This window comes from Dactylosporangium sp. NPDC005555 (assembly GCF_040605635.1).
Classification (GTDB): Bacteria; Actinomycetota; Actinomycetes; order Mycobacteriales; family Micromonosporaceae; genus Dactylosporangium.
Genome location: NZ_JBEXDG010000014.1, coordinates 33,296 through 45,751, shown reverse-complemented (window position 1 = coordinate 45,751; position 12,456 = coordinate 33,296). Strand labels below are relative to the sequence as shown.

9 protein-coding genes are annotated in these 12,456 nt (G+C 70.9%); 7 read left to right on the top strand and 2 right to left on the bottom strand.

Translation table 11 applies throughout. From position 1 onward, the window contains the following. Window positions 1–46 precede the first annotated feature (46 nt). Window positions 47–1,042 (bottom strand): saccharopine dehydrogenase NADP-binding domain-containing protein, encoded by a 996-nt coding sequence (locus tag ABZS58_RS18115; protein ID WP_354783000.1) that lies wholly within the window; start codon window positions 1,040–1,042, stop codon window positions 47–49. An 82-nt stretch (window positions 1,043–1,124) separates the two neighbouring features. Between ABZS58_RS18115 and ABZS58_RS18110 the strand changes: the two genes are divergently transcribed. From ABZS58_RS18110 to galK, 5 genes are all read left to right on the top strand, one after another. Beyond that, window positions 1,125–1,760: a DedA family protein gene (locus tag ABZS58_RS18110; protein ID WP_354782750.1), complete on the top strand. Its 636-nt coding sequence runs from the start codon at window positions 1,125–1,127 to the stop codon at window positions 1,758–1,760. 78 nt (window positions 1,761–1,838) lie between these two features. Continuing rightward, complete coding sequence (locus ABZS58_RS18105; protein WP_354782748.1) at window positions 1,839–4,007, top strand: ATP-dependent DNA helicase; 2,169 nt, start codon at window positions 1,839–1,841, stop codon at window positions 4,005–4,007. Window positions 4,008–4,248: 241 nt separating this feature from the next. Then, window positions 4,249–5,028, top strand: coding sequence for a DeoR/GlpR family DNA-binding transcription regulator (locus tag ABZS58_RS18100; protein WP_354782746.1), 780 nt, complete (start codon window positions 4,249–4,251; stop codon window positions 5,026–5,028). Between the two features lie 20 nt (window positions 5,029–5,048). Next, window positions 5,049–6,122, top strand: coding sequence for a galactose-1-phosphate uridylyltransferase (gene galT, locus ABZS58_RS18095; RefSeq protein ID WP_354782744.1), 1,074 nt, complete (start codon window positions 5,049–5,051; stop codon window positions 6,120–6,122). Beyond that, the gene (galK, locus tag ABZS58_RS18090; RefSeq protein ID WP_354782742.1) at window positions 6,119–7,237 is read left to right on the top strand and encodes a galactokinase; all 1,119 of its coding nucleotides are present in this window, start codon (window positions 6,119–6,121) and stop codon (window positions 7,235–7,237) included. Before galT ends, galK begins: the two co-directional genes overlap by 4 nt. On the opposite strand, the gene ABZS58_RS18085 is transcribed toward galK, so the two are convergent. Continuing rightward, window positions 7,227–9,251, bottom strand: a complete 2,025-nt coding sequence (locus ABZS58_RS18085; protein ID WP_354782740.1) for an NPCBM/NEW2 domain-containing protein — start codon at window positions 9,249–9,251, stop codon at window positions 7,227–7,229. The two genes, galK and ABZS58_RS18085, sit on opposite strands and share 11 nt — an antisense overlap. Before the next feature lie 330 nt (window positions 9,252–9,581). Between ABZS58_RS18085 and ABZS58_RS18080 the strand changes: the two genes are divergently transcribed. Together ABZS58_RS18080 and ABZS58_RS18075 are read left to right on the top strand one after the other, a co-directional pair. Further along, on the top strand, window positions 9,582–10,667 hold the full coding sequence (locus ABZS58_RS18080; RefSeq protein ID WP_354782738.1) for an ABC transporter substrate-binding protein: 1,086 nt from the start codon (window positions 9,582–9,584) through the stop codon (window positions 10,665–10,667). A gap of 91 nt (window positions 10,668–10,758) precedes the next feature. Beyond that, the gene (locus ABZS58_RS18075; protein WP_354782736.1) at window positions 10,759–12,285 is read left to right on the top strand and encodes a sugar ABC transporter ATP-binding protein; all 1,527 of its coding nucleotides are present in this window, start codon (window positions 10,759–10,761) and stop codon (window positions 12,283–12,285) included. The last annotated feature ends 171 nt before the right edge of the window (window positions 12,286–12,456 follow it).

Below are 12,456 nucleotides of genomic sequence, written 5' to 3'. Positions count from 1 at the left end.
CCAAATTTCTTGTCGGCCCTACCACCCACTATAGTCCACGCGCTCGTCAGTGGGGCGGGGTGACCGTGACGCCGTCGAGGGTCTGGGCGAAGGCTGGGCCGAGCGCGGTGGCCGGGGTGTGGGTGCCTGGTGGGATGCCACCGGCGAGCACGGCCTGCACGGCGCGCAGCGACGCGTCAGCCGTCAGGGCGTAGGCGTTCGGGCCGGTCAGGGTCGCGGTGAGGGTGTTGCCGGCGGCGTCGGTCACTGAGGCCCACACCTCGCAGCCGGTGTCGGAGCGCCGGGTGTCGGACGGGCCGCCGGCGGGGATCAGGGCGCGGGCCGCGGCTCGCAGCGGGGGGAAGCGGAGCAGGCGGGCCAGGCCGGCGTTGCGGGGCAGCCGCATGTACACGGTGATGTCCGGGATGCCGGTGGAGTGGTGGGCGGTCACGAGGTCGCCCCAGCGGGTCGCGCCGACGGTGCGTGGGCCGGACGGGAAGGGCACGGTCCGGGACGGGGTGCCGAAGGGGGTTTCGACCAGGACGCCGCCGACGCGGCGGCGGCCGCCCGAGGCGGCCTCGGTGAGGCTGGTGCGGGCGGTGCCGCGGCTGAGGCCGCCCGGCGCGTCGAACGCGAGCTCAAGGCTGACGGCGTCCGGCATGGCGGCGGCGAGCATCGCGGCGAGACAGTCGGTGGGGACGACGTCGAAGCCGGCGCCGGTGAGCAGGACCACGCCGGCGGTGACGGCGCGTGACGACTGGGCGAACATCCAGTCGAAGACGTCGAGCTCGCCGGTGATGTCGAGGTAGTGCACGCCGGCGGTGAGGCAGGCCTCGACGAGGGGGCGGGCGGTGGCGGCGAAGGGGCCGGCGCAGTTGACGACGGCGTCGACGCCGGTCAGGTCGGGGGCCGACAGCGGGAACGCGCGGTGTGGAAGTCCCAGCGGGCCCGCGAGGTCGGCGACGGCCGGAAGGGATCGACCGGCGAGGACGGGCCGCGAACCGCGGGCGACCGCGAGCCGGGCGAGGAGTGACCCGCTGTAACCGTTCGCGCCATACACCATCCACTTCACGGTCGCCACGGTATGAGAAGGTGGACGGGGCGACCACCGCGGGGAGGCGACTGTGCATCACATCGAGACGTGGATGGCCACGCTCTCGCCGGTCTGGGTCTATCTGCTGGTCGGCGGGGTGATCGGGATCGAGAGCATGGGCATTCCGGTGCCCGGCGAGATCACGCTGGTGACGGCGTCGCTGCTGGCTGTGACGACGAGGATCGACCCGTGGTGGGTGGCCGGGGCGGCGTCGGCGGGGGCGATCATCGGCGATTCGATCGGCTACTACATCGGCCGGCGCGGTGGGCGGCATCTTTTGGAGCGGGCGGGGCGGCGGTTCCCGAAGCATTTCGGGCCGGCGCACCTGGCGAAGGCCGAGCGGGCGTTCCAGCGGTGGGGCGTGTGGGCGGTGTTCTTCGGCCGGTTCATCGCGCTGTTGCGCATCCTGGCCGGTCCGCTCGCGGGTGCGCTGCGGGTGCCGTATGGCAAGTTCCTGGTCGCGAACGCGCTCGGGGGTCTGACCTGGTCGTTCGGCACGGTGTTCGCGATCTATTCGGTGGGCCGGGTGGCCGAGCGGTGGCTGAAGGACTTCTCGTGGGTCGCGTTGGCGCTCGCCGTGGTCGCGGGGCTGGTCACGACGTTCTACCTGCGTCGTAAGGCGGCCGCGGAGGCTCGTGCTCTGCGTGAGGAAGCGGAACAGGCGCCGGCGCCGACACCAACGCCGTAAATGGGACGAAGCACCGGCACCTGCGGCGTGAAGTAGGCTCGTAGGGTTGTTTTTTAACCCGGTGCTAGGGGTGGGGCGTTGAACGACGCGGTTCGCGAGTCGGAGATCGCCGCTGAGCAGGTATACCTCGACCGGGTCTATATCCGTCTCGACCAGTTGCGGATCACCGCGGCCGAGGTGGAGCGGGAGGGTTACAGCCTGGCCAGGGTCGGCAATTTCGGCGCGCTGGTGGAGCGTGACGCGATGGTCTATCACGCGGCGAAGCGGCGGCGGGCCCTGGAGAGCGAGCACGACGGTCTCGTGTTCGGCCGGCTGGACCTGGGCCCTGACGGGCGGTCCGGCGACGGCAAGGACGCCGCGTCCGCGGATCCGGTCGTGCCCGGTGGTGAGGTGCGGTACATCGGCCGCCTCGGGCTGCGCGACGAGACCTACGAGTCGCTCGTGGTGGACTGGCGGGCGCCGGCGGCGGCGGCGTTCTACCGGGCGACCCCGGCGGACCGGATGGGGGTCGTGCGCCGGCGGAGCATCCGCAGCAGCAACGAGAAGGTCATCAGCATCGAGGACGACCTGTTGGACCCTGAGGCGGCGCCGGGCGACATGGCGGTCATCGGTGACGGGGCGCTGCTGGCGAACCTGTCCCGCGCGACGGGCACGGGCATGAAGGACATCGTCGCGACGATCCAGCGGGAGCAGGACGACGCGATCCGCTCCCCCAGCCTCGGGGTGACGATCGTGCGTGGCGGGCCCGGCACCGGCAAGACGGCTGTGGCGCTGCACAGGGCGGCGTACCTGTTGTATGCGGACCGTAACCGGTACGAGTCGGGTGGGGTGCTCGTCGTCGGCCCGTCGGACGTGTTCGTCGGCTATGTGTCGCGGGTCCTGCCGTCGCTCGGTGAGGACACCGCGTCGCTGCGGTCGCTGGGGCAGCTCCTGGAGGGTGTGCAGGGCACCCGGCACGAGCCGCCGGAGGTGGCGGCCGTGAAGGGGTCGTTGCGCATGCAGCGGGTGTTGAGCCGGGCGGCCCGTGGGCCGGTCCCTGCTTCGCCGGAGCGTCTGCGGCTGCTGTACCGCGGCGAGCTGCTGGCCCTGGATCGTCCGGCGCTGGACGATCTGCGGCGCACCGTGCTCAATCTGGGGGTGCGGCGCAACGCGGCGCGGGCGAAGGCGGCGGGGCACGTGCTGGACGCGTTGTGGCGGCAGAGCGTGGAGCTGCTGCCGTCGGGGCGGCAGCAGAAGCGTGAGGAGTTCGCGCCGGACATCGCGGAGCGGCCCGAGTTCGTGACGTTCATGCGGGCGTGGTGGCCGGTGATGCGCCCGGTGGAGGTGCTGGGCTGGCTCACCGATCGTCACCGGTTGTCGCGGTGGGCGAACGGGGTGCTGAGCAACCGGGAGATCGCCGTCCTGGCTGGGTCGATCCGGGTGGACGACCCGTCGGTGGAGGACGTGGCGCTGCTGGACGAGCTGCAGGAGCTGCTCGGTGACCCGCCGGCGCGCAAGCGGGTGGCGCGGGACCCGTTCCAGGTCGCGGAGGGGGTGCGGGAGGTCACGACGTATTCGGACCGGATGGCGGCGGCGCGGGCGCAGGCGGTGGAGCGGCCGACGGACTACCGTGACTATGCGCACATCATCGTCGACGAGTCGCAGGACGTGTCGCCGATGCAGTGGCGGATGATCGGGCGGCGCGGGCCGAACGCCACGTGGACGATCGTCGGTGACCCGGCGCAGGCGGCGTGGGGTGACGCGGCGGAGGCGGAGCGTGCGATGGACGGCGCGATCGGTTCCCGGCGCCGGTCGGCGTTCACGTTGACCACGAACTACCGCAACTCGGCTGAAATTTTCGAGGTGGCCGCCCGGGTGATCCGCAAGGCGCAGCCGGACATCGAGCTGCCCACGGCGGTGCGGTCCTCGCATCGGATGCCGGTGCTGACGACCGTCGCGGCACCCGAGCTGGAGGCGGCGACCCGGGCCGCGGCTGCCACGCTCCTGGACCAGGTCGAGGGGACGGTCGGGGTGATCACGCCGACCGCCCGGCGCGACGAGATCGCGAAGTGGGTCGACGGGCTCGGCGAGGACGGGCGGCTGCAGACGGTCGGTGCGCTGGACTCGAAGGGCATGGAGTACGACGCGGTCCTGGTGGTCGAGCCGGCGCAGATCAGGGACGAGGCGAAGACGGGTTTCCGGACGCTCTACGTGGCGTTGTCCCGGGCAACCCAACGTTTGACCACGGTTGGAACCGCGCCCTTCTGAACATCGTTCGCACAGTTCTCTGTTCGAGTTTGTTGACTTCTGGTCGGCTAGGTTCGAAGCTGTAGCGCATGCGAGCGCACCCAGCCGCCCTTCGAGGGGGTGTCCACCCGGCCGTCAACTTCGGCCGGGCCACCGGGGTGCACACCGTCCCTGGCGACGTAACGTCTGCGTTGGAATCTGCGATGGGATTCGCCATCCGCGCAGCCGCGCCAGCCGCTGCGCCTGCGAAGGGAACGGCGTGATGCTCGCACAGCAACGTCAAACGGCCATTCTGGATCTGGTGCGCCGGCACGGTGGCGTTCGGGTGAGCCAGTTGGTGCGCCAGTTCGGCGTGTCCGACATGACCATCCGCCGCGACCTGGAGGCGCTCGCCGACCGCGGGCTGGTCGACAAGGTCCACGGTGGCGCCACCATCGCCGGTCCCGGATCCACCGAGGAGCCGGGTTTCGACGCGAAGTCGGTGCGCCAGCGCAACGAGAAGGCGGCGATCGTCGAGCGGGCCGCGAAGCTCATCGAACCGCACACGGCGGTCGCGTTGTCCGCCGGCACGACCACGGCGGCGCTCGCCGCGCATCTCGTGGATGTCCCGGGACTGACGATCGTCACCAACTCGATCCCGGTCGCCGACACCCTGTATCACGCCGGGCGGCCCGACCAGACGGTCGTGCTCACCGGTGGTATCCGCACCCCGTCCGACGCCCTCGCCGGCCCGGTCGCCGAGGCGGCGATCGGCTCGCTCAACGTCGACGTGTTGTTCCTCGGTGTGCACGGCATGAGCCCGCGCACCGGGTTCACCACGCCGAACCTCATGGAGGCCGGCACCAACCGCCTGATGGTCTCCGCCGCCCGCAGGCTGGTCGTCCTGGCCGATCACACCAAATGGGAGATGGTCGGCATCGCGACCATCACCCCGCTCGACGAGGCGGACATCCTCATCACCGACGTCGGGCTCGCCGCCGAGGCACGGGTGCAGCTCGCAGAGCGCGTCGGTGAACTCATCGTGGTCGATCCGAACGGTTAGCCACCGCAACTGGAGAACGAGTGAAGCGCACGGTCACCCACCTCGCCGACGGTCGGGAACTCATCTATTTCGACGAGCGTGACGACGCGTCCCGGGACAGCGTCGATCAGCGGGAGCTGCCGCCCCCGCCCGCCGCGTCGGAGATGCGTCACGACCCCATTCTCGATGAGTGGGTGGCCATCGCCGCGCACCGGCAGTCCAGGACCTTCCATCCGCCGTCGGACGAGTGCCCGCTGTGCCCGTCGACACCGGCGTGGCAGAGCGAGATCCCGGCGGGCGAGTACGACGTGGTCGTGTTCGAGAACCGGTTCCCGTCGTTCAGCCACCGGGTCGGGCCGGAGCAGGGCGACATCCTGCCGGGTCTGGTGCCGACGAGGCCGGGCGCGGGCCGCTGCGAGGTGGTGTGCTTCACCTCCGACCACAACGCGTCGTTCGCGTCGCTGTCGCAGGCGCGGGTCCGCACCGTCATGGAGGCGTGGGCGGACCGCACCGCGGACCTGTCGACCCGTGACGACGTCGAGCAGGTCTTCTGTTTCGAGAACCGCGGGACCGAGATCGGTGTGACGTTGTCGCATCCGCACGGGCAGATCTACGCGTATCCGTTCGTGACGCCGCGGACCCGCCGGATGCTCGCCTCCGCCCGCGCGTACGGCGACGGCAACCTGTTCGCCGACGTCCTCGCCGCCGAACGCGTCGCCGGCGAGCGGGTCGTGGCGCAGAACGTGCACTGGACGGCGTTCGTGCCGGCGGTGGCCCGCTGGCCGTTCGAGGTCCACCTGTATCCGCACCGGCAGGTCCCGGACATCCCGGCGCTGACGTCGGCGGAGCGGGACACGTTCGCGCCCATCTACCTGGAGGTGCTGCGCCGCCTCGACGGCATGTTCGGGCTGGCGATGCCGTACATCTCCGCGTGGCACCAGGCGCCGGTCCGCATCGACCGGGACCTGGCCTACCTGCACCTGCAGGTGTTCAGCACCCGGCGGGCGCCGGGGAAGCTCAAGTACCTCGCCGGGTCCGAGTCCGGCATGGGTGTGTTCGTCAACGACGTGCGGCCGGAGCAGGCCGCCGCGATGCTGCGGGAGGTCCAGCTGTGACGACGGCCGCGGAGCGCCTTGAGAAGGCTGACAGCCTGTGGGTGAGCCCGGGCCGGGTCAACCTCATCGGCGAGCACACCGACTACAACGACGGCTTCGTGCTGCCGTTCGCGCTGCCGCACGCGACCGCCGTCAGCGGCACCCGCCTGCCGGGCAAGCGTTGGGAGGTCACGTCGGAGCAGACCGGTGAGACGGTCAGCTTTGATCTGAGCGCGAAGGTCGAGGGCTGGGCCGCTTATGTGGCGGCCGTCGTGTGGGTGCTGCGGGAGGCCGGCGTGGACGTGCCGGGCGCCCGGCTCACCATCGCGTCCGACGTGCCGTTCGGCGCCGGCCTGTCGTCGTCGGCGGCCCTGGAGTGCGCGACGATGGCGGTACTGGCGGATCTGGCAGCAGCCGACCTGCCGATGCGGGACCGGCCCAGGCTGGCCCAGCGCGCCGAGAACGAGTACGTGGGCGCACCGACGGGCATCATGGACCAGGCCGCGTCGACGCTGTGCCAGGAAGGGCACGCGCTGTTCCTGGACTGCCGGTCCCTGGCGACCGAGCAGGTCCCGTTCGACCTCGCCGCGGCCGGGCTGAAGATCCTCGTCGTGGACAGCAGGGCGCCGCACGCGCACGTCGACGGCGAGTACGCGGCCCGCCGCAGGGCGTGTGAGGAGGCGGCCGGGATCCTGGGCGTCACCGCGTTGCGTGACGTGGACGTCGACGCGCTGCCGGACGCCCTGGCGAAGCTCGACGACGAGACGATGCGCCGCCGGGTCCGGCACGTGGTGACCGAGGACCAGCGGGTCCTGGACACGGTCGCGGTGCTGCGCGCCGGGGACCTGCGCGCGGCGGGGCCGCTGATGACGGCGTCGCACGAGTCGATGCGCGACGACTACGAGATCACCGTGCCGCAGGTCGACACGGCCGTGCGGGTGGCCCTGGAGCACGGCGCGCACGGTGCCAGGATGACCGGTGGCGGGTTCGGCGGCTGTGTCCTCGCGCTGGTCGACGAGGAGCGCTGCGACGCGGTGGAGACGGCGGTGCGGGAGGCGTTCGCCGCGAGCGGGTTCACGCCCCCCGACACCTTCGTGGTCACCCCCGGCCAGGGGACGTATCAGCTCAGCAGATGAGTCTGGCGTCGGCCCAGTCGGCGTGGTCGTAGTCGATCGAACCGGCGCCCGCGGTGACCAGCCGCAGGTTGGTGCGGCCCGACACGGCCACGTCGACGGCGACGGGTGCCGCCGCGGTCACCGTCGGGCTGGTCCACAGGGTGACGCCGTCGGCGACGACGCTGAACACCACCCCGGTCGAGGAGGTGCCGACCTCGGCGTCGAGGCCGGCGACGGCGGTGAAGCGGCTGCACGCCCCGCCGATGGGCACGGTGATGTCGGCGGCGGCGTGGACGCCGACGCCCTTCGGGTAGCTGACGCCGCCGACGGTGATGACGCTGCCGTCGCCGGTGGCCTGCTCACCGTTGGAGGTGTCCCGCTCGGCCGGGCCCCACCCGTTGGTGGCGGTGCCCCAGGTGCGGTCGCTGACGGCGCTGCCGGCGCCGCTGCCGCCGCAGACGAGCGTGGGGCTGCCCCAGTCGGCGTGGTCGTAGGCGTCGCCGTTGCGGGCGTCGGTGACGCGCAGCTCCAGGGTCAGGTAGCCGCCGGTGGAGACGGTCAGCCGCGTCGGTGCCTGCCCGCCGGTCTTGACGCCCGTGTAGCCGAGGAGGCGGCCGTCGCCGTACACCGCGAACCGCACGGAACCGTTCGTGCCGGCCTCGTTGTCGACGCCGACCTGGGCGGTGAACGTGCGGCAGGCCCGCCCGAGGTACACGTGGACGGCGGCGTCGGCGTGCGCGCCGATGCCCTTCGCGAACGTGGTCCCGCCGACGTTCAGGGTCCCGCCGTCGCCGGCGGCCTGCTCCCCGTTGGCGCGGTCGCGTTCCGCGGGTCCCCAGCCGTTGCCGGACGCGAGCCACGGCAGGTCGCTCACCTGCAGGGTGCCGGCGGCCGGTGCGCCGGCCAGGGTGCCGGCGCGGGTCACCCGGAACATGGCGACGCCGTGCGACGGGACCGTCGCGGACAGCGTCCCCGGCGTGGTGCCGGTCGCGCCCGTCCACAGGTTCTTCGTCGTGTACGAGCTGGAGCCGCCCAGGCCGAGGGTCGCGGTCGTGGTGCTGATCGAGGCGGCGGCGCCGCCCCGGTTGAACAGGACCGCCGCGACGGACCCGTCGCTCATCGGTTTCGCCCACACCTCGGTGTCGCCGTTGTCGGCCATGCGGCGGCCCTGCGATCCGCCCCAGTCCTGGTTGACGGCGATGACGTCGGCGTTGCGCAGCACGTTGAGTGTGGCGGCGGGGACGCTGCGCAGGTCGTTGCCGAGCAGCAGCGGCGAGGACAGCAGCGACCACAGTGAGAAGTGCGCGATGTTCTCGTCGTTGGTGAGGGGGCCGTTGCCGACCTCGAGCATGTCGGGGTCGTTGTAGTAGCCCTTGCGCGCGAACGTCTCCAGACCGGCCTGCTGGTCCAGCAGTGACGTGACGCTGCCCCAGCTGGCGTTGATGTCGCCGGTGGTGCGCCACAGGCTGCCGCCCGTGTCCGGCGCGAACTCCCACGGCGCGTCGTCGCCCCAGTTGCAGATGCTGTAGACGATGTGCCGTCCGGTGGCTTTCAGCGCGTCGCCCATCGCCTTGTACCGCTGGGCGGCGGGCCGGCCCTGGTTGTTGCAGTTGTCGTACTTGAGCAGGTCGATGCCCCAGGACGCCCAGGTCTGCGCGTCGGTGACCTCGTGGTCGAGGCTGGCCGGCAGGCCCTGGCAGGTGGCGGTGCCCGCCGAGGAGTAGATGCCGAGCTTGAGGCCGCGGGCGTGGACGTAGTCGGCGATGGCGGCGATCCCGCCGGGGAAGCGGGTCGGGTCGGGGCGCAGCCGGCCCTGCGCGTCGCGGGTGGGTGCCATCCAGCAGTCGTCGATGTTGACGTACGTGTAGCCGGACGCGCGCAGGCCGGTGCTCACCATGGCGTCGGCGGTCGCCTTGATGAGGTTCTCGTCGATGTTGCAGCCGAACCGGTTCCAGCTGTTCCAACCCATCACGGGGGCGGTGAGCGGGCCGGGTGGCGGGGTGGCGGTGGCGGCCGCCGGTTTTGTCGTGATCATAGTCATGACTGTTGATGCGAGCAGGGCCGTGGCGGCGGCCGTCAGGGCGCGTTTCAGCGCCCGGGGACTTCGGGTCATCCCAGCTCCCAGGGTCAGCAGGATCGAAAGTGTTGAATATTGTGGCATACGGCGCGGCGATTGGACACGATCGATCGCCGCGGTGTCGGGACAACTTCGGCAAGGTCTCGAACATGTGACAGTTGGTGTTTGGTTTTGGTCGGGTGGGTGGAAAGTCTTGACAGAAAAAGTTGGAGGATGAGTGAATGCGGTACACCCCGAACGCGGCGCACCTCGCACCGCGGTCCCCCTCGCTCAAGGGAGTGACCCAACATGATCGATATGCGTGGCCGCTGGCGGCCCGCCCTGGCCGTTCTCAGCGCCTCCGCCCTGCTGATGACCGGCTGCGCGAAGTCCGAGGACGACCCGGCCGCGAAGTCGACCGCCGACAGCTCCGCCGCGGTGCAGACGACGAAGTCCGCCGCCGCGGGCGGCTCGACCTGTGACCTGACGAAGTTCGGCGGCCAGAAGGTCGACCTGAAGACGGCCACCATCGGCTTCTCCCAGTCGGAGAAGGAAGCCAACCCGTTCCGTATCGCCGAGACCCAGTCCATCAAGGACGAGGCGGCGAAGCTGGGCATCCCGGCCGCGAACCTGAAGGTCACCAACGCGGACTCGAAGTTCGACAAGCAGATCACCGACGTCAGCACGCTGATCGACCAGGGCGTCCAGCTGCTCGTCATCGCGCCGCTCAACTCCGACGGCTGGGACTCGGTGTTCCAGAAGGCGACCGCGAAGAAGATCCCGATCGTCACGATCGACCGGAAGATCAACGCGAAGCACTGCACGGACTACCTGACGTTCATCGGTTCGGACTTCGCCGAGCAGGGCAAGCGCGCCGCCGACAAGATGGCCAAGGCGCTGAACAACACCGGCACCGTCGCGATCCTGCTGGGCGCCCCCGGTAACAACGTGACCACGCTGCGGACGCAGGGCTTCAAGGACCAGATCGCGAAGATCGCCCCGAACATCAAGATCGAGTTCGAGCAGACCGGCCAGTTCTCCCGCGAGGAGGGCCAGAAGGTCTCCGAGCAGCTGCTGCAGTCCAAGCCCAACATCAACGGCATCTACGCCGAGAACGACGAGATGGCCCTCGGCGCGATCACCGCGCTGAAGGGTGCCAGCAAGAAGCCCGGCGACGTCAAGATCGTGACGATCGACGGCACGAAGGGCGCCGTCCAGGGCATCGTCGACGGCTGGATCTCCTCGGTCATCGAGTCCAACCCGCGCTTCGGCCCGCTCGCCTTCGGCACCGCCACCAAGTTCTTCAGCGGTGAGCCGATCGCGGAGAACATCATCATCTCCGACCGCGAGTACGACTCGACGAACGCCGCGGCCGACCTGGGCCTCGCGTACTGACCTCCTGACCGTTCGCAGCTGACTGTTGCATCAGGGCCCAGGTCGGGGATGATCCCGGCCTGGGCTTTTCTTCCGAGATGGGACCCCTCGCATGTCCGCACCGGACGCGCCGCTGCTCGAAGTGGTAGGCGTCAGCAAACAGTTCCCCGGGGTACGCGCCCTCGACGACGTCTCGTTCACCCTGCGCGCCGGTGAGGTGCACGCCCTCGTCGGCGAGAACGGCGCCGGCAAGTCGACCCTCATCAAGGTCCTCACCGGCGTCTACCAGCCCGACGGCGGCGACCTGCGGCACCTGGGGCGGCCGGTCACGTTCAACGGCCCGCTCGACGCCCAGGCGGCCGGCATCTCCACCATCTACCAGGAGGTCAACCTCGTCCCGCTGATGAGCGTGGCGCGCAACCTCTTCCTCGGCCGGGAACCCCGCAACCGGATCGGCCTCGTCGACGTCGCCAGGATGAACCGGGACGCCGCGGCGATCCTCGCCGGGTACGGCATCACCTCCGACGTGCGCCGCCCCCTGGGCCTCATGGCGCTCGGCGCGCAGCAGATGGTCGCCCTCGCCCGGGCCGTCATGGTCGACGCCCGCGTCGTCGTCATGGACGAGCCGACGTCCTCGCTCGAACCCCGCGAGGTCGAGACGCTCTTCGGCGTCATCGCCCGCCTCCACGAGCGCGGCGTCGGCATCATCTACGTCAGCCACCGCCTCGACGAGCTGTACCGCATCTGCGACCGGGTCACCGTCCTGCGCGACGGCAAGCTCGTGCACACCGGCCTCATCAAGGACCTCGACCGGCTCCAGCTCGTCTCGCACATGCTCGGCCGGCCCATGTCCGACGTCCGCAAGGCCGGCTTCACCAGCTTCGGCGGTGAGCACGCCGCCGCCGACAGCAGACCCGTCCTGCGGGCCGCCGGCCTCAACAGCCGGCACAAGCTCACCGGGGTCAGCTTCGAGGTCCTCCCCGGCGAGGTCGTCGGGCTCGGCGGCCTCCTCGGTGCCGGGCGCAGCGAGACCATCAAGGCCGTCGCCGGGGCGCTGCCGCTGGACAGCGGCACGGTCGAGATCGACGGCGCCGTCCTGCGCCGCCCCAACCCGGTCGCCGCGCTCAAGGCCGGCATCGCCGTGCAGCCCGAGGACCGCAAGGCCGAGGGCCTCGCCCTGGGCCTGTCGATCCGGGAGAACATCGCCCTCGCCGTCCTGCCGCGGCTGTCGAGCGCCGGCGTCGTCTCCGAACGCAAGATCGACAAGATCGTCGAGACCTTCATGACCCGGCTGCGGGTCAAGGCGTCCAGCCCGCACCAGCGCGTCGGCGACCTGTCCGGCGGCAACCAGCAGAAGGTCCTCCTCGCCCGTCTCCTCGCCACCGGGCCGAAGGTGCTGCTGCTCGACGAGCCCACCCGCGGCATCGACGTCGGCGCGAAGGCCGAGGTGCAGGCGCTCATCGACGAGCTCGCCGCCGAAGGCCTCGGCGTCGTGCTGGTCTCCTCCGACGCCGAGGAGCTCATCGAGGGTTCCGACCGTGTGGTCGTGCTGCGCGACGGCGCCGTCGCCGGCGAGCTGCGCGGCGAAGCAGTGACAACGGAGCATCTGATGAACGTGATCGCGACGGCGGCCTCATGACCGGCCAGCGAAGCGCCTCGGGCCGGTCATCAACAGGACAGCCCTGGGGCAGGCGCCCGGAACGAAGTGAGGACGCATGACCGGCCAGCGAAGCGCCTCGGGCCGGTCATCAACAGGACAGCCCTGGGGCAGGCGCCCGGAACGAAGTGAGGACGCATGACCGGCCAGCGA

Excerpts from the sequence above, each read along its gene's own strand:
- ABZS58_RS18115 (WP_354783000.1), bottom strand. The coding sequence starts at position 1,042 with ATGGTGTATGGCGCGAACGGTTACAGCGGGTCACTCCTCGCCCGGCTC.
- ABZS58_RS18110 (WP_354782750.1), top strand. The coding sequence starts at position 1,125 with ATGGCCACGCTCTCGCCGGTCTGGGTCTATCTGCTGGTCGGCGGGGTG.
- ABZS58_RS18100 (WP_354782746.1), top strand. The coding sequence starts at position 4,249 with ATGCTCGCACAGCAACGTCAAACGGCCATTCTGGATCTGGTGCGCCGG.
- ABZS58_RS18085 (WP_354782740.1), bottom strand. The coding sequence starts at position 9,251 with ATGATCACGACAAAACCGGCGGCCGCCACCGCCACCCCGCCACCCGGC.
- ABZS58_RS18080 (WP_354782738.1), top strand. The coding sequence starts at position 9,582 with ATGATCGATATGCGTGGCCGCTGGCGGCCCGCCCTGGCCGTTCTCAGC.
- ABZS58_RS18075 (WP_354782736.1), top strand. The coding sequence starts at position 10,759 with ATGTCCGCACCGGACGCGCCGCTGCTCGAAGTGGTAGGCGTCAGCAAA.